The sequence below is a fragment of the Microbacterium sp. NPDC089190 genome (assembly GCF_040701795.1).
In the GTDB taxonomy this organism is placed as follows: Bacteria; Actinomycetota; Actinomycetes; order Actinomycetales; family Microbacteriaceae; genus Microbacterium; species Microbacterium galbum.
This window is the reverse complement of record NZ_JBFBHF010000003.1, coordinates 124,960-150,414: the sequence shown is the minus strand read 5'-3', so window position 1 is coordinate 150,414 and position 25,455 is coordinate 124,960. Positions and strand designations below refer to the sequence as shown.

At 72.5% G+C, this 25,455-nt stretch carries 21 protein-coding genes; 11 read left to right on the top strand and 10 right to left on the bottom strand.

The features are described from left to right. Positions 1-27: 27 nt before the first annotated feature. The gene (locus tag AB0230_RS10585; protein ID WP_366375657.1) at positions 28-1,482 is read left to right on the top strand and encodes a phosphotransferase; all 1,455 of its coding nucleotides are present in this window, start codon (positions 28-30) and stop codon (positions 1,480-1,482) included. Between the two features lie 230 nt (positions 1,483-1,712). On the opposite strand, the gene AB0230_RS10580 is transcribed toward AB0230_RS10585, so the two are convergent. Continuing rightward, positions 1,713-5,000, bottom strand: coding sequence for an ATP-dependent DNA helicase (locus tag AB0230_RS10580; RefSeq protein WP_366375655.1), 3,288 nt, complete (start codon positions 4,998-5,000; stop codon positions 1,713-1,715). Next, positions 4,997-8,140 carry an ATP-dependent DNA helicase gene (locus tag AB0230_RS10575; RefSeq protein ID WP_366375653.1) on the bottom strand — a complete coding sequence of 1,048 codons (3,144 nt, stop codon included), beginning with the start codon at positions 8,138-8,140 and terminating at the stop codon, positions 4,997-4,999. The genes AB0230_RS10580 and AB0230_RS10575 overlap by 4 nt, the downstream gene beginning before the upstream one ends. Positions 8,141-8,442: 302 nt before the next feature. Between AB0230_RS10575 and AB0230_RS10570 the strand changes: the two genes are divergently transcribed. Then, positions 8,443-8,667 carry a DUF3107 domain-containing protein gene (locus tag AB0230_RS10570; RefSeq protein WP_315995391.1) on the top strand — a complete coding sequence of 75 codons (225 nt, stop codon included), beginning with the start codon at positions 8,443-8,445 and terminating at the stop codon, positions 8,665-8,667. A gap of 10 nt (positions 8,668-8,677) precedes the next feature. After that, positions 8,678-8,962: a hypothetical protein gene (locus tag AB0230_RS10565; RefSeq protein WP_366375651.1), complete on the top strand. Its 285-nt coding sequence runs from the start codon at positions 8,678-8,680 to the stop codon at positions 8,960-8,962. Between the two features lie 214 nt (positions 8,963-9,176). On the opposite strand, the gene AB0230_RS10560 is transcribed toward AB0230_RS10565, so the two are convergent. Then, entirely contained in the window at positions 9,177-9,893 is a 717-nt protein-coding gene (locus tag AB0230_RS10560; protein ID WP_315995389.1) for a ferritin-like fold-containing protein, read from the bottom strand. Between the two features lie 149 nt (positions 9,894-10,042). Between AB0230_RS10560 and AB0230_RS10555 the strand changes: the two genes are divergently transcribed. Then, positions 10,043-11,497, top strand: coding sequence for a DEAD/DEAH box helicase (locus AB0230_RS10555; protein ID WP_366375649.1), 1,455 nt, complete (start codon positions 10,043-10,045; stop codon positions 11,495-11,497). 74 nt (positions 11,498-11,571) lie between these two features. Here AB0230_RS10555 and AB0230_RS10550 read toward each other — a convergent pair whose 3' ends face one another. Next, positions 11,572-12,432, bottom strand: coding sequence for a PHP domain-containing protein (locus tag AB0230_RS10550; protein WP_366375647.1), 861 nt, complete (start codon positions 12,430-12,432; stop codon positions 11,572-11,574). 193 nt (positions 12,433-12,625) lie between these two features. Here AB0230_RS10550 and AB0230_RS10545 point away from each other — a divergent pair, with 193 nt between their 5' ends. The 3 genes from AB0230_RS10545 to AB0230_RS10535 all read left to right on the top strand — a co-directional run bounded on the left by AB0230_RS10545 (position 12,626) and on the right by AB0230_RS10535 (position 16,956). Then, positions 12,626-13,657 carry an endonuclease/exonuclease/phosphatase family protein gene (locus tag AB0230_RS10545; RefSeq protein WP_315995386.1) on the top strand — a complete coding sequence of 344 codons (1,032 nt, stop codon included), beginning with the start codon at positions 12,626-12,628 and terminating at the stop codon, positions 13,655-13,657. Between the two features lie 75 nt (positions 13,658-13,732). Next, positions 13,733-15,178, top strand: coding sequence for an aminopeptidase P family protein (locus tag AB0230_RS10540; protein ID WP_315995385.1), 1,446 nt, complete (start codon positions 13,733-13,735; stop codon positions 15,176-15,178). Next, the gene (locus AB0230_RS10535; RefSeq protein WP_366375644.1) at positions 15,175-16,956 is read left to right on the top strand and encodes a gamma-glutamyltransferase; all 1,782 of its coding nucleotides are present in this window, start codon (positions 15,175-15,177) and stop codon (positions 16,954-16,956) included. Before AB0230_RS10540 ends, AB0230_RS10535 begins: the two co-directional genes overlap by 4 nt. Positions 16,957-16,987: 31 nt before the next feature. Here AB0230_RS10535 and AB0230_RS10530 read toward each other — a convergent pair whose 3' ends face one another. Beyond that, on the bottom strand, positions 16,988-17,593 hold the full coding sequence (locus AB0230_RS10530; RefSeq protein WP_366376229.1) for an alpha/beta family hydrolase: 606 nt from the start codon (positions 17,591-17,593) through the stop codon (positions 16,988-16,990). Positions 17,594-17,670: 77 nt separating this feature from the next. Beyond that, positions 17,671-18,468, bottom strand: a complete 798-nt coding sequence (locus tag AB0230_RS10525; RefSeq protein ID WP_366375642.1) for a general stress protein — start codon at positions 18,466-18,468, stop codon at positions 17,671-17,673. 71 nt (positions 18,469-18,539) lie between these two features. On the opposite strand from AB0230_RS10525, the gene AB0230_RS10520 reads away from it, so the two are divergent. From AB0230_RS10520 to AB0230_RS10510, 3 genes are read left to right on the top strand one after another with little or no spacing between them, the layout of a single operon-like run. Further along, complete coding sequence (locus AB0230_RS10520; RefSeq protein WP_315995382.1) at positions 18,540-19,859, top strand: CBS domain-containing protein; 1,320 nt, start codon at positions 18,540-18,542, stop codon at positions 19,857-19,859. Then, positions 19,859-20,404 (top strand): DUF1003 domain-containing protein, encoded by a 546-nt coding sequence (locus AB0230_RS10515; protein ID WP_315995381.1) that lies wholly within the window; start codon positions 19,859-19,861, stop codon positions 20,402-20,404. Before AB0230_RS10520 ends, AB0230_RS10515 begins: the two co-directional genes overlap by 1 nt. Beyond that, positions 20,401-21,549, top strand: coding sequence for an Mrp/NBP35 family ATP-binding protein (locus tag AB0230_RS10510; protein WP_366375640.1), 1,149 nt, complete (start codon positions 20,401-20,403; stop codon positions 21,547-21,549). Before AB0230_RS10515 ends, AB0230_RS10510 begins: the two co-directional genes overlap by 4 nt. A gap of 150 nt (positions 21,550-21,699) precedes the next feature. On the opposite strand, the gene AB0230_RS10505 is transcribed toward AB0230_RS10510, so the two are convergent. After that, a complete protein-coding gene (locus AB0230_RS10505) occupies positions 21,700-22,071 on the bottom strand; it encodes a Sec-independent protein translocase TatB (RefSeq protein ID WP_315995379.1) in 372 nt (123 codons plus the stop codon). Between the two features lie 72 nt (positions 22,072-22,143). Between AB0230_RS10505 and AB0230_RS10500 the strand changes: the two genes are divergently transcribed. Then, entirely contained in the window at positions 22,144-22,782 is a 639-nt protein-coding gene (locus tag AB0230_RS10500) for a class I SAM-dependent methyltransferase (RefSeq protein ID WP_315995378.1), read from the top strand. Positions 22,783-22,863: 81 nt separating this feature from the next. On the opposite strand, the gene AB0230_RS10495 is transcribed toward AB0230_RS10500, so the two are convergent. The 3 genes from AB0230_RS10495 to dapE all read right to left on the bottom strand — a co-directional run bounded on the left by AB0230_RS10495 (position 22,864) and on the right by dapE (position 25,441). Further along, a complete protein-coding gene (locus tag AB0230_RS10495) occupies positions 22,864-23,037 on the bottom strand; it encodes a DUF3117 domain-containing protein (protein ID WP_076490128.1) in 174 nt (57 codons plus the stop codon). Between the two features lie 107 nt (positions 23,038-23,144). Next, on the bottom strand, positions 23,145-24,368 hold the full coding sequence (locus tag AB0230_RS10490; RefSeq protein WP_366375637.1) for a hypothetical protein: 1,224 nt from the start codon (positions 24,366-24,368) through the stop codon (positions 23,145-23,147). Continuing rightward, positions 24,365-25,441: a succinyl-diaminopimelate desuccinylase gene (gene dapE, locus AB0230_RS10485; RefSeq protein ID WP_366375635.1), complete on the bottom strand. Its 1,077-nt coding sequence runs from the start codon at positions 25,439-25,441 to the stop codon at positions 24,365-24,367. Before dapE ends, AB0230_RS10490 begins: the two co-directional genes overlap by 4 nt. Positions 25,442-25,455: the final 14 nt, after the last annotated feature.

Here is a 25,455-nt window from a genome sequence, read left to right as displayed (position 1 = left end):
GGAGAAAGCCCGACCTACCCTGGGGGCATGGCACGCTCGCCCCTCATTTTAGCCGCGTCGGCGACGGCGGCCCTCCCGCGCACCGCCATCACCAACGTCAGCGCGCTGACCGAGAACAGCGGCGGACGCTTCGATTCCGCCCTCGCTCGAACCGATGACGGGCGCGAGGTCGTGGTGCGCATGCCCGCGACCGAGGAGGCCTCGGCCGACCTCGCCGCGGAGACCCGGGCGCTGCACGCGCTCACCGCGGGCGTGCGGGCACTGCTTCCTTTCGCGGTGCCCGAGGTGCTCGGCGAGGCCGGCTCCGGCGTCCAGCGTGTCCTCGTCGTCGATCACATCGACGGATACCGCATCGACCCCGCGCACCTGCCGAAGGGCCCGGGCTACGCCCCCGCGATCGGTGGAGCGCTGGCCGCGGTGCACGCCCTCCCCGTGTCGATCGTGCGCACCGACGGACTGCCCGTGCGCTCCCCCGAGCAGGTGCGCGACGATGTCCGACGCCTCCTCGACCGTGCCGATGCGACGGGCCGGGTCGGCGACGATCTCATGATGCGCTGGCGGCGCGCTCTCGAGGTCGACGACCTCTGGCGTTTCGAGTCCGCCGTGATCCTCGGCGGAGCGACGAGCTCCTCCATCGTGCTCGCGGACGATGAGCACGATGTGCCACACGTGGTGGGCATCCTGGATTGGGCGGGACTCAGCGTCGGCGATCCCGCCGTCGACCTGCGCTGGCTGGCCTCCTCGCCGCTGGCAGCCGACGACGTGCACGCGGGGTACGCCGGCGCCGGCGAACGCTCGCCCGATCCGCTGCTGCGCGAGCGTGCTCGCCTGTACGCGGAGCTCGAGTTCGCCCGATGGCTCGTGCACGGTCACGACGCCGGTGAGAGCGAGGTCGTCGCCGACGCGGTCGCCCTTCTCGACGCCCTGGCGGACGGCGTGCGCGGCGACCACATCGTCCCGGACTCGCGCAGCGACATCGACGACGCCCTGGCCCTCGTCGAGGCCGTTCCGCCCGTCGTCGCGCCCGCCGTCGTCGACACGTCGATGCAGACCGACGCCTACGATCCCGAGGCTCTCTCGCTGTACCTCTCCGCCGAGCGCGATCGGGTGGCAGCAGCCGAAGCGCTCGCCGAGGCCCTCGACACCCCCGGACCGGATGCCGACACCGGCGCGATCCACATCGACCAACTGCCGGCGCGCGACGATATCGACCCCGAGGCCACTGCACCGATCGACCTCGACGGGTGGGACGATGCCGCGCGCGAATCCACGCCGATCCCGCGCGCAGAGTCCAGCGCGCCGTCGGCGATGTCGGACCTGCCCGGTGCCTCGGAGACCCCCGTCACCGACGAAGAGACCCCCCTCCGCCAGCCCCGCCCCTCCGACGACCCGGCCGTCACTGCGGTCGACGATGAGGAGGACGCTGCGCGTGCGAGTCGCGCGGCGCTCCGCCGCTGGGGCGTGTCGGACGACACCGTCTGAGTCCGCCTCGCGCGCACCGACCAGAGATCCTGCGGGCGCATCGGGTGACACCGCCCGAGCCGGCGTCTCGCGCGCCCGACCCGAACGGCTCGGGGCCGGCTGGCTCGGCTGCGTTCCCGCCCCGGCCTCTTCGCGATCCCACGTCGCCCGTGGCCGACAGCCACGCCGGCAGGACGCCTCGCCCCACTTCACCCGCGCAGGGCGTGCACCTCGGCCCGGCAGAGGCCCCGTCAGCCGCGCAGCACCAACTCGTCACCGACGTAGAACAGGGCGACGTCGATGCGGTCGAGATCGATGCCGTGCTTGGCGTGGTACGCCTCCCGGTACAGCTCCAACTGCACCATGCGCGCACGGCGTTCGGCCTCGCTCGCGGGCGGGCGGCCCGTCTTCCAGTCGACGATCTCGTATCGGTCGCCGCGTCGGTACACGGCATCCAGCTTGCAGATGACGACGTGATCGCGCCCGTCGAGTCGCCGCGTGACGAAGTCGATCTCGGTCTCGACCTCGAGGGGGCGCAGCGGCGCCCACTCCGATCGCTCGAAACATTCGCGCAAGCGCTGCAGCTCGGCGGCGTCGGCGGTCGATGCGCCTCCCTCGTCGTCATCCCAGAGCGCGTCGTCGTCGAGGCCGATGCTCGATCCGACGAGTCCCGAGCGCTGCTCGACCCACGCGTGGAACAGGGTGCCGAGGCGTGTCTGCCGGTACGGACGCTCCGGCATGGGGCGGCGCAGGTCGTCGACGGCGCCCCCGTAGTCGGCGACGAAGTCCTTGAACTTGGATGCCGGAATGCGCGTCGGGGCGGGCGCATGGGCAGGGCGTAGCCGAGCGGCCCGCTCGGCCAGGAGCAGCTCGAGGTCGGGATCGGCGTCAGCCGCCGGCTGCGCCCTCGCGGCCTGCGCCTGCGTCGCCGCGGCGGCGACCGCGGTGCGGCGGGAGCCCAGCGGATCGAGCGGCCAGTGCAGGAGCCGCCGCTCGCCGTCGTAGGGGTCGTCGCCCGGCTCGTCGATCACCGGATCGAGACCGAGCGCTTCGACGGCCTCGTCGAGGAAGACGCTCGGACGACGGGGGCGCTTCGTCCCGGACCAGCTCGACCCCGACAGCAGCAGATGGTCGCGGGCGCGGGTGAACGCGACGTAGGCGAGGCGGCGGTCCTCGTCGAGCTGACGCGCCCGATTGTCGGCGACGAAGGCGTCGATCGCCGCTTTCAGGTCCTGCTGCGTCTCGGCGCCGCGCCACGCGAACACCGGCAGCCACGCCGCGTCGCCGCGGAACTCCGAGGGAAGGATGCCGAAGCCGAGCCACCCCTTGGTATCGCGGGCGAGAGAGGGCAGCTCGTCGGTCACCAGACGCACCACGGCCACGGCATCCCACTCGAGCCCCTTCGACCCGTGGATCGTCAACAACTGCACGACGTCGTCCTCGGGCGGCTCGGTCCGCGGAGCGAACTCATCGGCCTGCTCGGCGTGGTCGAGCCAGGCCAGCAGACTCGAGACCGACCCGGACTCGTCGGCGGCGAGGAAGCCGCGGATCTCGTCCACGAAGGCCCGCAGCTGCGCCGACGCGATGCGCGCGGGACCGCGTGCCTCGTTCGCCGCGAGCTCGATGTCGAGCCGCAGTTCCGTCTCGATCAGGCGGATGAGCTCGGGCACGGGAGCGCCCACGCTGCGACGCAGCCCCGCGAACACCGCCCCCGCCTCGCGGAGCCGCGCGCGTCCGTCCGGTGTGATGTCGGCCAGCCACCCGTGCGTGTCGCTCTGCCGGGTGACGAAGTCGAGTGCGTCGACGAGCGAGGCGCGGTCGGCACCCGGGGTGGATCGGAGCCGATCGACGACCTCGGGCGCCAGCGGCTGCAGCGCCACGTCGTGCGTGGCGAGACGCCGTGCCAACTGGGCCAGCGCACGCAGGTCGGCGAGACCCACCGCCCACCGCGGTCCGGAGAGGAGGCGGATCAGCGCCGACCCCGCCTCGGGGTCGCTGATCACCCGGAGCACGGACACGACGTCGACCACCTCGGGCGTGGTGAGGAGCCCGCCGAGTCCGAGGATGCGGTGCGGGATGCCGCGTCGGCCGAGCGCGTCGCCGAAGCGCACCATGTGCTTCTTGCTGCGGAACAGCACCGCGCCGGTCGTGGAGCGCCCGTGGGCGGCACGCGCGGCGCGCACGCCGACGAACCAGGCCGCGACGCGATCGGCCTCGGCATCGAGGTCGTTTTCGAAGACCGTCTCGACGAGTCCCTCCGGCGCGCCGGGGCGGGAGCGCAGCTCCTCGACCGCCACCGCCGCGCGGGGCGCCAGGGGGGCGAGTACCGCGTTGGCCGCGGTGAGCACCTGCGCGCTGTTGCGCCAGCTCGTGAGCAGAGCGAAGCGCTGACACTCGGTGCCGGGTGCGAAGGCGTCGGGGAATCCGCCGAGGTTGCCCGCGCTCGCCCCGCGCCAGGCGTAGATGGCCTGGTGGGGATCGCCCACCGCCATCACGCCCGTGCCGCCGAACAGCGTCGCCAACAGGTCGGTCTGCACGACAGACGTGTCCTGGTACTCGTCGAGCAGCACGACGCGATAGCGGGCGCGCAGCTCGGCCACCACGGCCGGGTGCTCCCGTGCGATCCGCAGGGCGCCGGCCACCTGGTCGGCGAAGTCCATCACCCCGAGTCGGGCCTTCTCGCGGTCGTAGGCGGCCGCGAGGGTCGCCAGCAGCGACAGCGCCGAGACCTTCGCGGCGGCATCCCCGACCTCCTTGTAGACGCTCACCCGCGCGGAGGTCGAGGGCCGCTCCACGATCCGTCCGAACTGCTCGGGGAACGCGGCGAGCTCGTCGAGATCGACGAGGTTGTCCACCCCGTCGCGTGCGATGCGCAACGCGGCGTCGATCAGCGTGCGGGGCGACTCCTGGCGCTCCTCGAGGCGTGGATCATCGGAGGCGAACACCACGCGTCGCATGAGCAGCCACGCCGCCGACTCCGACAGCACCGCGGCTTCGGCATCCCGACCGATCCGCAGGCCGTGCTCGCGCACGATCGCGTCCGCGAAGCTGTTGTACGTCGACACCGTCGGCCGGTGCAGCAGCTGATCGCCGTCGTGCGAATCCGGTACCTCGGCACCGGTCTCCGCCACCAGGGCATCGAGCGCCTCCCGGCGCGCCGCGTCGCCCCGCGCGCCCTCGAGGGCGGCGAGCTCGGCGAAGACCGCGAGGCGGCCGTCCTCGTGCAGGCGCGGAAGGAAGGGAAGGAGCCCCCGCACCTCGAACTCCGACAGGCGCTGCAGTCGGCGTTGGATGCGCTCGGCCAGCTCCCCCGCGGCCTTGCGCGTGAAAGTCAGCCCCAGCACCTCGTCGCGGCGCACGAGGGCGTTCGCGACGAGCCACACGACGCGACCGGCCATGGTCTCGGTCTTGCCGCTGCCGGCCCCCGCGACGACGAGGGCGGGCGCGAGCGGCGCCTCGATGACGGCGGTCTGCTCGACGGTGGGCGGGAACTGGCCGAGGGCTGCGGCGATCGTCGCCGCTGACAGCGATTCGCTCACGAGGCGCTCACCGCTGAGACCGTGTGGATGCGACAGAGACCGTAGGAGAACTCGTCCCGGCAGTGCACCTCGTAGGGGGCGGCGAACGACGTGCCGCGCATGATGTCGACCGCTCCCTGCACCCGCGAGACGAAGGCCGCCCGCTGCTCGTCGTCGAACGGCTTCTGCGTCGGCTCGGCGTAATCCTTCGTCGCGGCGGTCGGACGCAGCACGAGCAGCTTCGCCCCGCCGGAGGCCAGGCCGTGGACCTGTTCGATCGCACCCGACGAGAACGCCAGCTGGTAGGCCGCGAGCTGAGGGTTGTCGGCGACCTTGGCGTCGGTCTGGGGCTCGCTCTTCCCGGTCTTCAGATCGACGATGACGACCTCGCCGGCCGGCGTGAGCTCCACCCGATCGATGTCGCCGCTGAGAACGGCGCCGTGCTCACCGGCATCGGGAACGGGGATGGGGACCTCGAAATGCCGTTCCGCGCCGATGAGGCGGCCGCCGGCGTCGTCGAAGCGCCGCAGGTAGGCGGCGAGCCGTCTCACGAGGTCGCGGGCGCGGGTGCGCTCCGCCCGCTCGCGCCACGCCGCGTCGAACACGAGCTCGCCCCACCGCTCGTCGACCACGGCCCAGAGGTCGTCTTCGGACGAGGATGCCGCGGTCTCGAGCGCCGCGTGGATGATGGTCCCGATGCCGGCCGTCGTGCCACCGCGGTCGCCGCCGAGGTCGGCGATCACCCAGTCGAGCTGGCATTCCTCCAGCGCGTGCAAGCGGGACGGCGAGACGCGGACGTCTTCGCGTTCGAGGTCGCGCAGCGGCGCCGTGGAGCTCGGCGGCGCGACGCCGTACCAGTCCTCGACGGCGGCACCGGCGACCCCGGCGCCCGCGAGGATCGCGAGCTGGCCGGCGGCGTGCGCCCTCTCGCCCGCGGGAACGCGCGGGGCCGTCAGGGAACGGCGATGCCGGGCGACGAGCCCGCGCAGCGACAGCGGATGCTCGGGGATGGCCGCGGCCGGTTCGGGAGTGGGGAGCATCTCGAACAGCACGCTGGGCCCGGTGTCGTCGTCGTCGACGGCCGTCACGATCACGAGGGCGTCCGCACGGCTGACGGCGCGCACGAACAATCGCAGCTCGTCGTGCATCGCGGCGCGGCGACGGTCGAGCATGCCCGCGGCGGGAAGGTCGGGATTCTGCACGGCGTCGGCCAGACGCCAGGTCTCGAGCAGTCCCCCACGCAACCGCGTGTTCGGCCACACGCCGTCCTGCACCCCCGCGATGACGACGGTGTCGAATGCCGTTCCGGCCGCGGCTGCGGGGGTGAGCACCCGCACGGTGTCGACGACGGCCGGTTGCTCGATGCGGTCTTCGGCGACGTCGGAGTCGAGCACCGACCGCAGGAACACCGACGCTTCTCCGTCGGGTTCACGCTCCGTGTAGCGCTTCGCCGCCTGGAACAGCGCCACGACCGCATCGAGATCGCGATCGGCCTGCTCGGCGACCGCACCGTGTCCTCTCGCCGCTTCGCGCCAGGTGCGCGAAAGGGCGCTGCGCTCCCACGCCGTCCACAGCAGCTCGTGCGCGGTCGCCTGCTGCAGGGCCTGCCCGCGCAGAGCGCTCAACGTCTCGCCGAGACGGATCGCGCGACGGGCCTCGCGCGAGTCGATCACGGCGAGCTCGAGGGGGAAGCGCACCCCCGACACGAGCAGGTCGGTCGCGGGGCGCGTGCCCCCGGCCGTGACCTCGTCATGGCGCAGAGCCGTACGCAGACGCCGCAGCTCGATGGCATCGAGCCCGCCGAAGGTGCCCAGCAATGCATCGACGACCTCGTCGGCCACCCACTCGTCGGGATCCGTCATGCCCAGTTCGACCAGGCGCACGAGGTCGCGCACCGGGCGCTTCGCCCCCAGCGCCAGCCCGGGTCCACTCGCGCGGGCCGGAACCTCGCGCGCGGCCAGCTCGGCCTCCAGCGTCGCCACCTGCCGGGAGTCGTGGGCGATGACGGCGCACGAACTCCACGGGATCCCCTCGAGAACGTGCCGCTCGCGCAGCAGACGCGCGATCGCGTCGGCCTCTTCCGCGGGCGAGCGCAGCAGGTAGGTGCGCACCGATCCCTGCGCGGGTGCCCCCTCGGGTGCGCGACGATGGGCGACGACGCCGGCGGCCCCGATCCGGGATGCCACCTGCCGCACCAGGTCGATCTGCTCGGGCGTGCCGCGATGCGGCGTGCCGAGTGCGGCGGTCGAGCCGAGCTCACGGGCGAGCCGCGCGAAGTTCTCGGGCGTCGCGCCGCGGAACGCCCCCGACCCGACGTCCGGATCGCCGAAGGCGACGACTCCGATGCCCGAGGTGCGGCAGGCGCGCAGCAGATCGATCCCGCCGGCGGTGAGCTCCTGCGCGTCGTCGACGAGGATGCACCGCAACGTCGAGAAGCGCCCGAGCAGCTCGCGCTCGGAGCGCGCGGCGTCGAGGACGGCGACGGCCTCGCGCGCGAGATCGGCCGCGTCGCGGTGAGCGCCGCGCATGGCGGACCGCACCGCGCGGTACTCGTCGGCGAACGACGCCAACGATGCCCACACCGGAAGATCGTGGCGCTCGGCGAGCAGCGCGAGGTCGTTCGAGGTGACGCCGAGCTCCGTGCACTCGGCGAGGAAGGCGCGGAGATCGCCGCGGAACCCGCGGGTGGCGCGGATCGTCGGCCCCAGCCACTCGGGCCAGCGCGACACGCCCTCGAGCTCGTCGAGAGCATCGCCCTCGAGCAGATCGCGGATGATCTGGTCCTCGTCGCCGCCGGTGAGCAGCTGCGGCGGCTCCGCGCCCCGCCGCACCTCGGCCCCCCGCACCAGCTGGAAGGCGAACGACGCCACCGAGCGCGCCAGCGCGCCCGAGGTGGCGCGGTCGACCGCGAGGGCGAGGGGGTCGCGCAAGGCCGTGGCCGCCGGCCGGGTGGGGGTGAGCACGAGCAGGTCGTCGGGGTCGACACCGGATGCCACGAGCTCGCGCACGCGCGAGAGCAGGGTGGTCGTCTTGCCCGACCCCGGCGCGCCGACCACCACGCCGCTCGCGTCGGCGGGCCAGGCGACGACGGCACGCTGATCGCGATCGAGACCCCCGCGCTCACGCACGGCGCCGAGGGCGGCGGCATCCGTCATCTGCATGTGCTCCACGGTAATCGCGACCTCCGACATCGGCCGGGCGCCACGGGCGGCTGCGGTCTCCCACGTCGGCCGGGACGGGCCGAGGCGGCCGGAGCAGGGCGGGCCGCGGCGGCCGGAGCGGGGCGGACCTCACCGGCCGCTCGGAGCCGAGCCCACCGCGTCACCCGGCCCCGGACGGTGCCGGGAGGCGCCGCGTTCGCCGTCCGCGAAGCGCCCCGCGTGACGGGCTGTGGTGTCGGAACCCTGCCCTAGAGTCGAATCACGCGCCGGGCCGACCGCGGCTCGCGGGGAAAGGACGCATCGTGGAGATCCGCATCGGCATCATCAACACCGGCCGTGAGCTGAACTTCGAGACGAACGAGAGCTCCGACGTCGTCAAGTCGACCATCGCCTCGGCCCTCGACAGCTCTGCCAGCCACGTCACCTTCACCGATGTGAAGGGCAACTCCTACCTCGTCCCGACCGCCAACCTCGCTTTCGTCGAACTCGGCACCGAAGAGTCGCGTCGCGTCGGGTTCGTCGCCTGACCTTCCCGCCGTGCAGATCCTGCTCGGTCTCCTGATCGGCGCGGTGATCGGCCTGGCCGCGCACGTCGCGCTCCCCGGCCGGCACCTGCGCGGTGCGGCGTTGGCACCGTTCGCCGGGGCGTCGTCGGCCGGCGTCGTCTGGACCGTCGTCACGTGGGCGGGCCTCGGCGATTCGCCGCTGACCTGGGTGCTCGCCGTGATCGCGCCGGTCGTCACGACCGTGCTGCTGGTGACCCTCGTCACGCGTTCGCGTCTCGCGCGCGACGACGCCGACCGTTCGCGATTGCCCGTCTGAACCCTCGGCGAAGGCGCTCGCGCCCCGCCCTTTCGAAGCCCGCACCGCGCCCGCCGGAACCCCCGCCGCCGAGCGATCGGTCGTTCCGGATGCCGCGCACCCACCCGCCCCCAGACGCCGGACATCGCGGCCGACGCGCTCGAAACCGGTGCGACACGCGCTGAGAGGGTCGCGGGTGCCGCGCGCCCAGGCCACACGGCTGGGCCGCGCGCCCTCAGGCGGCCAATCCCATGGCATCCATCCGCCGGGCGTGCGCGCCCATCAGCTCGCTGAAGACGGGTTCGACCTTGGCCTCCTCGGCGCGGTCGAGGTGTCCGTGGCGCAGCGCCGTCCGAGCGACGAGGAGCGTGTCGCCCACGAGACGTCGTCCCCACAGCGCCAGCAGCCACCGCCACTCCTCGTCGCTCTCGATCGTGGCGCCGAGGATGTCGACGATCGCCTGACGGTCGTCATCGGCCTGCAGGATGCGGGCGACGCGGCGTCCCGTGTCGCCGTAGCTCGACGACAGCGCGAGGTAGAAGTCGTCGAGCAGCCCCGCCGTGATGTGCACGGTGAGCATCGTCTCCTGCGGCCGGACGCCGTGGGTGTTGCGGCGGAAGGCGTCGAGCGACTCGCGGAAGGGCAGCATGAGCTGCGTCGGATCGGCACCGCGCTCACGGATGACCGCGACGAGCTCCTGGTGCTTGATGAGCGCCGCGCCGGCCGCGCGCGACAGGGACTCCTTCTCCGCCAGCTCGGGCGTGAGGGCGATCAACTCGCTCAGGGTCTCGAAGAACCCCAGCTGCAGATAGGCCGCCTGGCCGAGGAAGGTCTCGACGTCGGGCGCGAGTTCCGCGAAGTCGACGCGCATCGCCTCGCCGAGGTCCCCTCGCGACCGCAACTGCAGCGTGCGACCCACCGGGCGCTGACGACGACGTAACCACGCGAACACGTACGACAGCCTAGGCGTCGGGGCCCGCGGAGACACGCCGGGTAGAGTGGACGGGTCCCGGCGATGGATCGGGACCCCGCGCCTGTGGACGAGTGAGGCGTGGATACGACTCCCCCAGGCGGTCTCTCGCCGCCGGAACAGGCACGCACATGACGACATTCGCCGAGCTCGGCATCGATCAGGACATCGTCGATGCCCTGGCAGCGAAGGGCATCGTCGATGCCTTCCCCATCCAGGAGCAGACGATCCCCCTGGGCCTCCCCGGACAGGACATCATCGGCCAGGCCAAGACCGGTACCGGCAAGACCTTCGGCTTCGGCATCCCCGTCGTCCAGCGTCTCGGTCTCGACCCCGAGCCCGGCGTGAAGGCGCTCATCGTCGTCCCCACCCGCGAGCTCGCGGTGCAGGTCTACGAAGACATGGACATGCTCACGAGCAACCGCTCGACCAGCGTCGTCGCGATCTACGGCGGCAAGGCGTACGAGGGTCAGATCGACCAGCTGAAGGCCGGTGCGCAGATCGTCGTCGGCACCCCCGGCCGCCTCATCGACCTCGCGAACCAGCGCCTGCTCGACCTCTCGAACGCGACCGAGGTCGTTCTCGACGAGGCCGACAAGATGCTCGACCTCGGCTTCCTCGCCGACATCGAGAAGATCTTCTCCAAGGTCCCCGCCGTCCGTCACACGCAGCTGTTCTCGGCGACCATGCCGGGCCCGATCGTCGCCCTCGCGCGCCGCTTCATGTCGAACCCCATCCACATGCGCGCCAACGACCCCGACGAGGGACTCACCCAGGCGAACATCAAGCACCTCGTCTACCGCGCGCACTCGCTCGACAAAGACGAGGTCATCGCCCGCATCCTGCAGTCGGAGGGTCGCGAGAAGGCCGTCATCTTCACCCGCACCAAGCGCGCCGCGCAGAAGCTCGTCGACGAGCTGGGCGACCGCGGCTTCAACGCCGCCGCCGTCCACGGCGACATGAGCCAGGAGGCGCGCGAGCGCTCGATGGCCGCGTTCAAGGCCGGCAAGAAGGACGTGCTGATCGCCACCGACGTCGCCGCCCGCGGCATCGACGTCAACGACGTCACCCACGTGATCAACCACACGATCCCCGACGACGAGAAGACCTACCTCCACCGCGCGGGCCGCACCGGCCGCGCCGGCAACACCGGTATCGCCGTGACCTTCGTCGACTGGGACGACGTGCACAAGTGGGCGCTCATCAACCGTGCTCTGGAGTTCGGCCAGCCCGAGCCCACCGAGACCTACTCGTCGAGCCCGCACCTCTACACCGACCTGAACATCCCCGAGGGAACGAAGGGCCGTCTGGTCACCGCGCCGAAGGCCGTCGCGCCCAAGCAGGTCGAGAAGAAGACCGAGGGCCAGGATGCCGAGGGCGACCGCGCCCCGCGCCGTCGCCGTCGTCGTGGCGGATCGTCGACCGGCGAGGCGGGCGGCGAGGGTGCCCCGCGCACCGAGGGCGGCGCCGGGACGCACGACGGAGCGGGCAAGGAGCATCACGACGGCAACGCGGCCCCGCGCCGCCGTCGCCGCCGTCGCAGCGGCGGGGGCAGCTCGGGCGCCCCGACGGCCCCCGTGGCCTGACGCACACTCGCCGAACGGCGCTGCTCCCCCCGGGGGCGGCGCCGTTCGTCGTCGGGGTCCGTCGGAGCCGCGGGTTACGGGAAGACCGGCGCCGATCCGCGACCGCGCGCGAACAGGCGCGCCACCATGTCGTCGGCCGTCGTGTTCTCGCCGGGCACGTTCGGTTTGCCGAGTCCGTGGTAGTCGCTCGACCCGGTCACGATGAGGTCGCGCTCGGCGGCGAGGTCCGCCAACAGGGCGGTCGGCTCGGGCAGGTTCTCGCGGTGCGCGAGTTCGAAGCCCGCGAGTCCCGCGTCCAGCATCGCCCGCAGCACGCCGTCGGGCAGCAACGCCCGCCCCGCCGGGTGGGCGATGATCGGCACGCCCCCGGCACCCACGACGAGTTCGACCGCCGTGACGGGGTCGGGGGCGTAGAGGGCGACGTAGTAGTCGCCGGCCGGATGCAGGATGCCGGCGAACGCCTCCGTGCGGTCGGCCACGATCCCGCGCGCGACGAGCGCGTCGGCGATGTGAGGGCGCCCGACGGTCGCGCCGTCGGTCGTCTGGGCGACGATGTCGTCCCAGGCGATGTCGTAGTCGTGCGAGATGCGCTCCGCCATGATCTGCGCGCGATCCACGCGGGACGAACGGATGCGATCGGTCATCGCTCGCAACGCCCCGTCGTCGGGGTCGACGAGGTAGGCCAGCAGGTGCACGCTGCGCCACCGGTGCCGCGCCGACAGCTCCATTCCCGGGACGAACGTCATCCCGAGCGAGGTGGCCGCCTCGGCGGCTTCGGCCCAGCCCGAGGTCGTGTCGTGATCGGTGAGGGCGGCGGTCCGCAGGCCGTGGCGGTGCGCGGCGGCCATGACCTCGGCGGGAGGCTCCGTGCCGTCGGAGTGCGAGGAGTGCAGGTGCAGATCGGTCGGTCCGAGGAATCGACGATCGCGTGGCACCCGTCGAGCGTATCGCTCCGGCTCGCGCCCGGGCGCAGCGTCCATGCCCGGGCCGTGCTGCCGGTCCGCGCCGCCCACCGATGCGGTGACGGCACCCCGCCCGCACGCCCGTCCCCCTCGACCGTCACGACGCTCGGGCAGCACCCTGCCGGCATCCGTCGATCTCCCAGACGGCTCCCCTAGGGTCGATCGGGTGCGTCGACTGCTCGGATTCCTCGTCGCGCTCGTCGTCGCGGCGGGCGCTGCGGTGCTGACGTGGCCGTCGGCCTTCGGACTCGAGCGGACGTTCCCGCTGGCGCAGATCATCTCCTTCCGCGCCGCTCTGGCGGCCGTGCTGGTCGCCGCGACGCTGCTGATGCTGTTGTTCGCGCTCCTCCGGCCGATCCGCGCGCTCGCGCTGGTGCTGGCGCTGATCCTGGGGATCGCGGGCGGGGTCAACGTCGCCCTGCTCTCCGGGCGGGGGCTCGGCACCGAAGGGTTTCCTGCGAAGACCGACACGAGCCTGCGCGTGATGACCTGGAACACCGCGGGATCGGCCACCTCGGCGGAGACGATCGCCCAGTTCGCCGTCGGGATGCAGGCAGACGTCGTCACCCTCCCGGAGACGACCATCGACACCGGGGCCGAGGTCGCCGAGCTCATGCGCGGCATGGGGCAGCCGATGTGGGCGCACCACGCGGAGTACGGCGAGTACGGCATCACCGGGTGGGACGCCACCTCCACCACCGTGCTGATCCGGCCCGAGCTGGGCGACTATTCCGTCATCCAGTCCTCGCTCGACGGGTCGAGCAACACCTCGACCGTTCCGAGCGCTGTGGCGATGCCCGTGTCGGGAGACGGTCCGATCATCGTCGCCGCGCACGCCGTCGCTCCGCGCGAGGAGTACATGCCCCAGTGGCGCAGCGACCTGCAGTGGCTCGCCGACCAGTGCGCGAGCGACAACGTCATCCTCGCGGGCGACTTCAACGCCACCCTCGACCACATGACGGGGATGGGTGTCGACGGCGGCACGCTCGGCCGATGCCACGATGCGGCGTCCGAGAGCGGAAACGGCGGAGTGGGCACGTGGCCCACCGATGCCCCCGCCCTCCTCGGCGCACCGATCGACCACGTCATGGCCACGCCCGACTGGACCGTCTCGGGGTCGGTCGTCATGCGCTCCCTCGACGGGTCGGGCAGCGATCATCGGCCGATCGTGGTGCAGCTGGAACGCACCGGAGGCTGAGTACGGCTCCTCCCCCGCCCGCGCCGGTGCGGCGGCATCCGTGCACGAGAGGGCGACGGGTGCGAGACTGGAACGATGGACGCCCCCTCCACCAGCGACACGACCGCCCCCGCCGAGCCCACGACCGCCGAGCCGCAGACCGATGAGGTCGCCCTCGAGGCCCCCAGTAATCGCAAGGCGCCGTTCCCCCGCGGATTCCTCGACACGATCTCCACCGGCTGGGCGGAGCACCCGGCGTCGACGCCCGAGCCCCGTGAGCAGGCGGCCTGGGCCGCACGTCGTCGTGCGCGCGTGTCGCGCGCCTTCCCCGGCCAGCGCGTCGTGGTCCCCGCCGGCGGGCTGAAGCAGCGCAGCAACGACTGCGATTACCCGTTCCGCGCGCACTCCGCGTTCTCGCACCTCACCGGGTGGGGCAGCGACGCCGAGCCCGACGCCGTGCTCGTCTTCGAGCCGCGTGACGAGGGCCACGAGGCGGTGCTGTACTTCCGCGAGCGCGCCGACCGCACCACCGCCGAGTTCTACTCGGATGCCACGATCGGCGAGTTCTGGATCGGCCCGCGCCCCGCCCTCGACGGCGTCGCCGCCGACCTCGGCCTCGCGACCGCCCACCTCGACGACTTCGCCCCCGGCGACGACGACCGCACCGTCGGCACCGACGACGAGCTCACCCGCTTCGTCTCGGAGCTCCGCCTGGTGAAAGACGAGTACGAGCTCGCGCAGATGGCGCTGGCCGTCGAGGTCACCGGACGCGGGTTCGACGACATCGTCGCCGAGCTGCCGCGCATCATCGAGCACCCGCGCGGCGAGCGCGTGGTCGAGGGCGTCTTCCACCAGCGTGCGCGTTCCGACGGAAACAGCGTGGGCTACGACACCATCGCCGCGTCGGGCCCCCACGCCTGCTACCTGCACTGGACGCGCAACGACGGCATCGTGAAGCCGGGGGATCTCATCCTCATCGACGCGGGCGTCGAGGTCGACAGCCTCTACACGGCCGACATCACGCGTACGCTCCCGGTCTCGGGCACGTTCACCGACATCCAGCGCCGCATCTACGAGACGGTGCGCGAGGCCGCTGACGCCTCGTTCGCGGCTGCGCGGGTCGGCGTGCCGTTCCGTCGACTGCACGAGGCGGCCATGGAGGTCATCGCGGCGCGCGTCGCCGAGTGGGGACTGCTGCCGGTGACCGCCGAAGAGGCGCTCGACGCCGATTCCGGCGGCCAGCACCGCCGCTACATGGTGCACGGCACGAGCCACCACCTCGGCATCGACGTGCACGACTGCGCGCAGGCGCGTCGCGACATGTACTACGACGGCCTGCTGGAGCCCGGAATGGTGTTCACGATTGAACCCGGCCTGTACTTCCAGATCGACGACCTCACGGTCCCCGAGGAGTACCGCGGCATCGGCGCGCGCATCGAGGACGACATCGTCATGACCGAGGACGGCCCGGTGAACCTGTCGGCGGGCATCCCCCGCACCGCCGACGAGATCGAGGAGTGGATCGCCCGGCAGTCGCGATGACCTTCACGCCCCCGGTGCCGTTCACGACGCGGCCGACCCTCCGGGGCACGTTCGGCATGTCGGCGTCCACGCACTGGACGGCGACCGCGACGGCGCAGGCCGTGCTCGAGCGCGGCGGCAACGCATTCGACGCGGCCGTCGCCGGGGCGTTCGTGCTGCACGTCGTCGAGCCGCACCTGAACGGACCGGGTGGCGACCTCGTCGCGCTCGTCCGACCCGCCGGCGCGTCGGTCCCCGTCGTGCTGATGGGGCAGGGGCCGGCGCCGGCCGGAGCCACACTCGCGCACTTCCGCAGCCGTGGCCTCGATCTCGTGCCCGGCGCCGGCGGTCTCGCCGCCGCGGTGCCCGGCGCGGTCGACGCGTGGCTCCTCCTGCTGCGCGACCACGGTACGTGGGACCTCGGCGACGTCCTCGCCTTCGCCAGCGGCTACGCCCGCGACGGTCACCCGCTCGTGGCGGGAGCCGCCACGACCATCGCGCGGGTCGCCGACCTGTTCCGCGACCACTGGCCCACGTCCGCCGAGAGGTGGATGCCGACCGGCCGCCCGCCCGCGCCCGACACCCTCGTGACCAACCCGGCGTGGGCCGACGTGCTCGATGCGCTCGTGATCGCCGGCGCCGCCCTGCCCGACCGCGCGGAGCGCATCGACGCAGCGCGTGAGCACTGGATGACGAAGGTGCTCCCGGAGGCGGCGTCGTTCATCGCGCGGCCGCACCGACATGCCGACGGCGCCGATCACCCGGGCGTCCTGTCGGCTGAGGACATCGCATCCTGGCGTGCCGGGTGGGAACCCGCGGTGACCGCGCGCTTCCGCGGATGGGACGTCTTCAAGGCCGGCACCTGGACGCAGGGACCGGCGCTGCTGCACACACTGCGGCTCCTCGACGACGTCGATGACGCCGAGCTCGACCCCGCCACCGTCGAGGGGGCGCACCTCGTGATCGAGGCGCAGAAGCTGGCCTTCGCCGACCGCGACGCGTGGTTCGGAGACGCCGGAGGCGCGGTCGAGGTCGAGGCCCTGCTCGCCGATGACTACGTCGCCACCCGCCGCGCACTGATCGGCGACGAGGCCTCCACGCAGTGGCGGCCGGGTTCCCCCGACGGCCGCGACCCGGTCCGTCCGCCGCTGCGCACCGCGCACGGGGTGAACGACGGCTCCACCGGCGAGCCCACCGTCGACCGGTCGGGCCAGACCCGCGGTGACACGTGCCACATCGACGTGATCGACCGCTGGGGCAACGTCGTCTCGGCCACGCCGTCGGGCGGATGGCTGCAGTCCTCCCCCACCGTCCCGTCTCTGGGCTTCTGCCTGGGCACGCGGGTGCAGGCGACGTGGCTCGTGCCGGGGCACCCGGCATCCCTCACCCCCGGTCGCCGTCCGCGCACGACGCTCACCCCGACGCTGATGTCGCGCGCGGACGAGGTCGTCGCGCTGGGATCCCCTGGCGGCGACCAACAGGACCAGTGGCAGCTCACCGTGCTGCTGCGCATGCTGGTCGGGGGATACAGCCCTCAGCAGGCCATCGACGCCCCGAATCTGCACACGACGGCGCTCGTCGACTCGTTCTGGCCGCGCACGTGGGCTCCGGCGGGTGTCGCGGTCGAGGATCGCCTCGGTGCCGCGGTGATCGCGGGCCTCGAGCAGCGTGGACACCGGGTGCACCGCTCGGGCGACTGGTCGCTCGGGCGCGTCACCGCTGTCGGACGCTCCGCCGATGGCACGCTGTGGGCCGCGGCGAACCCGCGCGGCGCCCAAGGCTACGCAGCGGGTCGCTAACGGAACGGGGGTGCGGCTCGCCGGCGCACCGTCACAGCGATCGCACGAACTCCGCCACCACCGGCGCCAGCCCCGCGCCGATCTCGTCGGCCGGCCGGCGGGCACCTCTCACCTCGAAGGAATGACCGCCCCCGGGGATCCAGTGCACCCGCGCGTCCTGACACGACCCCACGACCTCGTCGAACTGCTCGCGCGGGTCGATGAACGGGTCGTTCTCGCCCTCGACGAACAGCTGCGGCAACCCGATCGCCGACAGGTGCGCGCCGCGGGGCTTGTCGGCCCGTCCCGGCGCGTGCAGGGGGTAGCCGAGGTACGCGAGTCCGGCGGGAGAGATGACACCCTCGGCGGCGGCGACGGATGCCATGCGCCCGCCGTACGACTTGCCGACGGCCGCGTACGGTCCCGGAGCCGTCTCCGCGAGCCAGGCCTCCACGCCCGCCCACGTCGCCACGGCGTGCGCGGCGGGTCCCGGCATCCGTCGTCCGGCCTCCACGTAGGGGAAGACGAACCGCAGCACGGACACCCCGTCCGCGACGAGGGCGTCGGCGAGCCCGGCGAGGAAGGGGTGCTCCATGCCCGCGCCCGCGCCGTGCGCGAGCGCGACGGTGCTGTCGGATCCGGATGCCGGTGACCACAGCCCCGAGACCTCCGTCGCGCCGGCCGGGAGCTCGACGGCGATGCGGACCGCCTCGGTGGGAGGGGCTGCGTCGGCGCTCACCGCTCGGTCGGTTGCGAGCCGCGGTCGGTGCCGCTGTCGGTGGAGGCGTCAGCGTCGTCCGGGCGTGCGGCGGGCGTCGGCTCGTCGGCCGTCCTCTCCTCACCGTGCGTTCCTCGGTCGGCCGCCGCGTCACCCTGCGGCGTCGGCGCCTGCGGCGCGATGCGTTCGCCGTATCGCGGCGGTTCGTCGTCCGAGGGCGCCGCCGTCGGTGCGGGCGGCCGCGGCGGCGCGGCGGGAGCGCTCGAGCCGGGGGTCACGCGTTCGCCGTACCGCGGCGGGTCGGACGGCGACGCCGAGGGACGCGAGACGACCGTGCGCGGCGCGCCGGACGGACCCACGATCCCCCGAGCCTTGTGAACGCTCGTCGCCGCCACGCACACGTCGTAGTGATCGGCGGCGACCTGCATCACCGACGCGAAGTCGCGACGACGGCGCACGATCGAGTACGTGCCGAGGCTGAGGAGCATGCCGAGCGCCATGCCGACGAGCAGCACGCCGACGAACAGCGAGATCTGCAGGGTGGGCTGCCCGAGCACGAAGATGAAGGCGAACAGCAGTCCGAGCATGAGACCGTTCAGCGCGCCCGAGCGCGCGGCCGTGGCGTAGCCGAGACGCCCGGTCACGCGTTCGATCGAGCGCAGCCCCGACCCCACGATCGCGATGTCGCGGGCGGGGACCTCTCCCGCGATGAGCGACGAGACGGCCTTCTGGGCCTGCTCGTACGTCGGGAACGAGGCGACCTTCTCGCCGACCTCGTCTCGACCGGCACCCGGGCGCTGCGCGAACATACTCATTTCACCATCCTGTCACGCGCGCCTGGGGCGTTCCGAGGTGTTGCGCATGAGGCGCGGACTACGCTGGACCGGTGAGCACGCAAAGGGTTTTCGTCGCCCGCTTGGCGGGCTGCACGGTGTTCGACCCGGCGGGCGACCGTCTGGGCAAGGTGCGCGACGTCGTGGTGATCTACCGCGCGTCGGCCGCACCGCGCGTCGTGGGCCTCGTCGTCGAGATCCCCGGGCGCCGACATGTGTTCGTGTCCATCGGACGCGTCACCTCGATACAGGCCGGTCAGGTCATCACGACCGGCCTCATCAACGTGCGTCGCTTCCAGCAGCGCGGCGGCGAGGTGCGCGTCATGGCCGAGATGCTCGGCCGGCGCGTCAGCCTCGTCGACGGCTCGGGCGGCGCCGTGATCGAAGACGTCGCGATCGAGCGCAACCGCCTCGGCGAGTGGGACGTGGGGCAGCTGTTCCTGCGCCGCCCGCGCACGAGCGCGTCGCCCTTCGCCAAGGGGGCGACCACCTTCGCCGCGTGGGGCGAGGTGCGCGAGAACCAGACCCCCGGCGAGGCGCAGTCCGCCGAGCAGCTGGTCGCCACCTACTCAGAGCTCAAGCCCGCCGACCTCGCCAACACGCTCCTCGACCTGCCGGAGGAGCGCCTCATCGAAGTCGCCGAGGAGCTCAGCGACGACCGCCTCGCCGACGCCCTCGAAGAGATGCCCGAAGACGAGCAGGTGCACATCCTCGAGCAGCTCGGCGACGAGCGTGCCGCCGACATCCTGGATGCCATGGAGCCCGACGATGCGGCCGACCTCCTCGGTCAGCTCCCCGAGTCGCGCTCGGAGCAACTGCTCGACCTCATGGAACCGGAGGAGGCGGACGACGTCCGCGCCCTGCTGCAGTACGGCCCCGACACTGCCGGTGGTCTCATGACCCCCGAGCCCATCGTGCTGTCGGCGGATGCCACCGTGGCCGAGGCCCTGGCCCTCATCCGCCGTCACGAGCTGCACCCCGCCCTCGCGGCATCCGTCTTCATCACCCTCCCGCCCTACGAGACGCCCACGGGGCGTCTGCTGGGCACGGTGCACTTCCAGCGGATGCTGCGCTACCCGCCGCACGAGCGCCTCGGCGCGATCATCGACGACACGCTCGAGCCGGTCCCCTCCGACGCGACGGCGGCCGAGGTCGCACGCCTGCTCGCGAGCTACAACCTCGTCTCGCTCCCCGTGGTCGACCAGGCGCATCGCCTGGTGGGCTGCGTCAGCGTCGACGACGTGCTCGACTACCTGCTGCCCGACGACTGGCGCACGCACGACAGCGACGATCCGAAACCCCCGACCTCGGTCAGGCCCCTGCAGACGCAGAGCATCCCCACCCAGATCCCGCAGACCCCGAGGAGGCGCTGATGGCACGCAACAACAAGACGCCCGCCCTCGATGCGCCCCGCGGGCGCACCGGCGTGCTCGCCCCCCGCACCCCGCAGCCCTCCCGGGACCGCTTCGGTCGGTTCACCGAGTGGGTCGCGCGGGCCATGGGCACGCCCACGTTCCTTCTCTCGCTGACGATGTTCTGCGTTCTGTGGATGGGGTGGAACTCCATCGCCCCCGACGACTGGCGTTTCGACTCGGCCGCGATCGGGTTCACCGCGCTGACGCTGGTGCTGTCGCTGCAGGCGTCGTACGCCGCGCCGCTCATCCTGCTGGCCCAGAACCGTCAGGACGACCGCGACCGCGTGCAGATCGAGCAGGACCGCCAGCGCGCCGAGCGCAACCTCGCCGACACCGAGTACCTCGCACGCGAGATCGTCGCGCTGCGCATGGCGGTGAGGGACCTGACCGACGAGGTCATCACCAAGGACACGCTGCGCACCGAGCTGAAGGCCCTGCTGGAGCGCCTCGACGAGCAGCCCGACACGGGAGCGCGCCCGGCCTCGCCGCGGGCGACCCCGTGACGGCCGAGCTGACCGCCCGGGTCCGCGACGCGGTGGCGGGCGTCACCGACCCGGAGCTGCGACGCCCCCTCGGCGAGCTCGACATGCTCCGCGACATCGCGGTGCGCGACGGTGTCGCCGAGGTCGGTATCGCCCTGACGATCGTGGGGTGCCCCGCCGCCGATCGCATCGAACGCGACGTCCGGGATGCCGCGGCCTCGGTCGCCGGGGTCGACGCGGTCGACGTGCGCGTCGGCGTCATGTCGCCCGACGAGCGCAAAGAGCTGACCGAGAAGCTGCGCGGTGGCCGCGCGAAGCGCGAGATGCCCTTCGGACCCGACTCCCTCACGCGCGTCATCGCCGTGACCAGCGGCAAGGGCGGCGTCGGGAAGTCGACGATCACCGCGAACCTCGCCGTCGCGCTCGCGGCGCGCGGCCTGCGGGTGGGTCTCATCGACGCCGACGTGCACGGGTTCTCGATCCCGGGTCTTCTCGGCCTCGTCGACACCGACGGCCTGCCGCCGGCACCGACCCGCCTCGACGACCTCATCCTGCCTCCCGTGGCGTACGGGGTGAAGGTCATCTCGATCGGCATGTTCCTCCGCCGCCCCGGAGAGGATGCCGCGGGCGCGGTCGCGTGGCGCGGTCCGATGCTGCACCGGACGGTGCAGCAGTTCCTCACCGACGTCTTCTTCGGCGACCTCGACGTGCTGCTGCTCGACATGCCGCCGGGGACGGGCGACGTGGCGATCTCGGTGGGGCAGCTGCTCCCCCACGCCGATGTGCTCGTGGTGACGACACCGCAGGCCGCCGCCGCCGAGGTGGCCGTTCGATCGGGGCTCGTGGCACGGCAGACCGGGCAGCGCCCGATCGGTGTGATCGAGAACATGGCCGCCATGACCCTCCCCGACGGAACCGTTCTGGATCTGTTCGGCGCGGGTGGCGGCGACGAGGTCGCCCGCGCGCTCTCGGACGATGAGTCGTCGGTGCCGTTGCTGGCATCCGTCCCCCTCAGCCCGGCCTTGCGTTCGGGCGGCGACGACGGTCGACCCGTGGTGCTCTCGCAGCCCGACGACCCCGCCGCGCAGGCGATCGACGCCGCCGCCGCCGCGCTCGCCATCCGCCCCCGCGGTCTGGCGGGCAAGCCCCTGCGCCTGAACGTCTGACGGCTCTGCTCGGCGCGGTCGGGTGTCCGGACCTGTCGAAGCCACCGCCTGCACACGCCCAGGCCAGGCGACTGAGCCCGTCGAAGCCACCGCCCCACAGCGGCACAGGTCCCTTCGACACGCTCCGGGACCTCCCTCACGAGCCCCGGCTCAGGTCGCTTCGTCGTCGAAGGGCGGGCGCTCGCCGGGCGCGAACGGCGGCACCGTCGGCTTCGGCTTCGCCGCGAGCGCGGCGGCGCCTGCCGCCCGCATGGTCGCTGTGGGAGTGTCGTCGAGCAGCGCCTCGCGGATGATGCGCCGCGGGTCGTACTGACGCGGGTCGAGCTTCTTCCAGTCGACGTCGTCGAACTCGGGGCCCATCTCGTCGCGCATGCGCGTCCGGGCCCCCTGCAGCGTCTCTTTGGCGCGCTTGGTGAACTTGGCGAGCGTCTCCGCGTAGCGCGGGAGCCGCTCGGGGCCCACGAGGACGGCGGCGATCACGCCGATCAGCAGCAGCTTCTCGATCGTGAGGCCGAAGAACATGGCACCAGATTACCGGCCGCGCCTGGGGGGTGCGCACCCTTCGTCCGTCTAGCCTGAGTCGAGGAGGTCCACGTGAGCGGTCAACAGGCGAACGAACGGTTCGTGCAGGAGTCGACGGTCGAGCCCGAGCACATCGCTCGCGCCCGAGCGCACGCGCTCGAACTGGGCGCTGCGCCCGTGAGCCCCGCCGTCGGCGCACAGGCGGCCGTGATCTCGGCGGCGTCGCGCGCCCTGAACATCGTCGAGGTCGGAACCGGCGGCGGTGTCTCCGGACTCTGGCTGCTGCACGGCTCCCCGCGCGCGACGATCACGACCATCGACAGCGAGCCCGAGCACCTCGGCGCCGCCCGTCAGGCCTTCCTCGACGCGCGCGTGCCCGCAGCTCGCGCCCGCTTCATCACGGGCCGCGCCTCCGACGTCCTCCCGCGCATGAACGAGGCGTCGTACGACATCGTCTTCATCGACGCCGATCCCGAGGGCGTCATCGAATACGTGGAGTACGGTCTCCGCCTGGTGCGCGCCGGCGGAACGGTGCTCATCCCGCGCGTGCTCGCGGGTGGCGCGGTGGCCGATCCCGTTCGCCGTGACGCCGTGACCACGGCCTACCGCTCCCTGATCCAGGAGGTCCAGGCCTCCCCCGCCGTCATCGGCGCCCTCTCCACGACCGGCGAGGGCCTGCTGCAGCTCACGACGCGCCCGACCGACGCCTGAGGCCCGGCCGACACGACGTCGCCCCGCCGACATGACGAAGGCCGGCCCCCGTGGGGACCGGCCTTCGTGCGGAGATGTTCGTCAGGCGGCGCCGACGACACCGCCGAGCACGTCGTAGAGTTCCTTCGCCTCGGCGTCGTTCACCGAGACGACGAGACGCCCGCCGCCCTCGAGCGGCACGCGCACGATGATCAACCGGCCCTCCTTCACGGCCTCCATCGGTCCGTCGCCGGTACGCGGCTTCATGGCTGCCATCGCGGCCCCCTTTTCCTCGTTGGTCTGTGAAGTAGTTTACTGTGTCGGCGCGCGCGCTCGACGTATCGCCGTCCCCGCCCGTCATCTGCGGCGGCGCGGAACCGCGTTCAGGGGATCTGCCAGAAGGCGTTCCCCAGCGCGTACATGTTGTAGATCCACCACCACTGACCGAGCAGGGCCACGGCGAGCACGCCGAGGCGCCAGGCGCGAGAGCGCGGGATCGCGAGTGCCCCCCATAGCGGCGACACCGGGACCAGGAGGCGGAAGATGCTCGACTGCGGGAAGAACACCAGCAGCAGGTAGATCAGATAGCTCACCGACCAGAGGCGCACCTCGATCCCGAGCGCACGCACCTGCGGCAGCACAACGAGCGCGACGGTGATGCCGCCGACGAGCAGCACGAGGGCGACCACGCCCGCGAGCGGCCCGAGCCCCCACTGGGTGAACCAGAACCGGGCCCCCTGCACCCACCCCTCCACGGGGACGAAGGTGCCGCCGGCATCCGCGATCCAGTTGCGGCGCCAGGCCAGCTCGGTCGCGAGGTAGGCGCTCGGTTGCCCGGTCACCACCGCCGCGATCGCCTGCCAGGCGAACCCCACCACGCTTGACAGCACGCCCAGCGCGACGACGTGCACGATCTCCGACACCGGAAGCGACTCGGCGCGGCGACGCAGGAAGCGATGGATGCCGTAGAGCCCGAGGAAGAGCGCGAAGGCCAGCGCGCCGGGGCGCGTGAAGCCCATGACGGGCACGAGCACGTAGAGCCACCCCCACCGTCGCCGCTGGACGCACCACAGCGCCAGGAAGAGGAGGAAGAGGAAGAGCGCCTCCGCGTAGCCGACCTGGAACAGAGCGGCGAGCGGGCCGCTCGCGAAGAACACGACGGCCCACATCGCCGCGGATCCGCCGATCCGTTCGCGCAGAAGCGCATACAGCATGACGCTCGCGCCGTAGCCCGCCGCCAGCGAGATCGCGACGGCTCCCGCGCCCCACGAACCGAGGAGCGACCCCAGGCCGGCGGAGAGGAAGGCGTACAGCGGCATGAACGCCCAGGCGTTCTCCGCCACGTCGCCCGTCGTGGTGATCGGCAGATGCTCGGGATACCCCGACACCGCCGCGAACCAGTACCACTGAGCATCCCACCCGAGGGCCAGGTCACCGAGCGACGGGGAGACGCCGTACCGCGAGCCCGGGCCCGACAGGGCCGATGCGAGGAGGAAGAAGCCGGTGGTCACCAGCCGCGCCGCGACGTAGATCAGCGCGATACGTGCGGCGACGGGCAGACGCTCCCATGCGCGCACGGGAGCGGAGATCGTGGCCGCGGCGGTCACGACCCGCTCAGCCAGGCGCGCAGACCCCGCTCGACGGCATCGATCTGCGCGACCGGCACGCGCTCCTCGTCGTGGTGCGCGAGGTGCGGGTCGCCGGGGCCGTAATTGACGGCCGGGATGCCGAGGGCCGAGAACCGCGCCACGTCGGTCCAGCCGTACTTGGGCTTCGGCGTGGCGCCCACGGCTTCCACGAACTCCTTCGCGAGTTCCGCGTCGAGACCCGGTCGCGCCCCCTCGGCGATGTCGACGATCTCGACCTCGAAGCCGGTGAAGACATCGTGGACGACGCGCGACGCGGAGGCCGCGTCGCGGCTGGGAGCGAAGCGGTAGTTGACCTCGACCTCGCAGGCGTCGGGGATGACGTTGCCCGCGACGCCTCCCGTGATGCGGACCGCATTCAGCCCCTCGCGGTAGACGAGACCCTCGACCTCGATCTCGCGGGCGCGGTACTCGGCGAGCCGGGCGAGGATGGGCGCCGCCTTGTGAATGGCGTTCTCGCCGATCCACGACCGGGCGCTGTGGGCCCGCACGCCGTCGGTACGGACGAGCGCGCGCAGCGTGCCGTTGCATCCGCCCTCGACCTCGCCGTTGCTGGGCTCGCCGAGGATCGCGAAGTCGCCCGCGAAGAGGTCGGGACGGTTGCGGGACAGGCGGCCGAGGCCGTTGAGCGAGGAGTCGACCTCTTCGTGGTCGTACCACATCCAGGTGATGTCGACCCCGGGCTCGGTGAGTTCGGCCGCCAGCTTCAGCTGCACCGCGACACCGGCCTTCATGTCGACCGTGCCGCGTCCCCAGAGGTAGGCCTCGCCCTCGATCTCGCGTTCTTCGACGGGCAGGTTGCGGTTGATGGGAACGGTGTCGATGTGCCCGGCGATGACCACCCGGCGCTCACGACCCAGGGTGGTGCGGGCGACGATCGTGTCGCCGTCGCGAACGACGTCGAGGTGGTCGTGGGCGGAGACCGCGGCCTCGATCGCATCGGCCAGCGTGGTCTCGTCGCCCGACTCGCTGTGGATGTCGCAGACGGCCCGCGTGAGGGCGACGGAGGAGGAGGTCAGATCGAGCGCGGCCATGCCCCGATCATTTC

Coding starts and splice junctions, on each gene's coding strand:
- AB0230_RS10555 (WP_366375649.1), top strand. CDS start 10,043: ATGACGACATTCGCCGAGCTCGGCATCGATCAGGACATCGTCGATGCC.
- dapE (WP_366375635.1), bottom strand. CDS start 25,441: ATGGCCGCGCTCGATCTGACCTCCTCCTCCGTCGCCCTCACGCGGGCC.
- AB0230_RS10540 (WP_315995385.1), top strand. CDS start 13,733: ATGGACGCCCCCTCCACCAGCGACACGACCGCCCCCGCCGAGCCCACG.
- AB0230_RS10575 (WP_366375653.1), bottom strand. CDS start 8,140: ATGCAGATGACGGATGCCGCCGCCCTCGGCGCCGTGCGTGAGCGCGGG.
- AB0230_RS10525 (WP_366375642.1), bottom strand. CDS start 18,468: ATGAGTATGTTCGCGCAGCGCCCGGGTGCCGGTCGAGACGAGGTCGGC.
- AB0230_RS10585 (WP_366375657.1), top strand. CDS start 28: ATGGCACGCTCGCCCCTCATTTTAGCCGCGTCGGCGACGGCGGCCCTC.
- AB0230_RS10515 (WP_315995381.1), top strand. CDS start 19,859: ATGGCACGCAACAACAAGACGCCCGCCCTCGATGCGCCCCGCGGGCGC.
- AB0230_RS10495 (WP_076490128.1), bottom strand. CDS start 23,037: ATGGCAGCCATGAAGCCGCGTACCGGCGACGGACCGATGGAGGCCGTG.
- AB0230_RS10535 (WP_366375644.1), top strand. CDS start 15,175: ATGACCTTCACGCCCCCGGTGCCGTTCACGACGCGGCCGACCCTCCGG.
- AB0230_RS10505 (WP_315995379.1), bottom strand. CDS start 22,071: ATGTTCTTCGGCCTCACGATCGAGAAGCTGCTGCTGATCGGCGTGATC.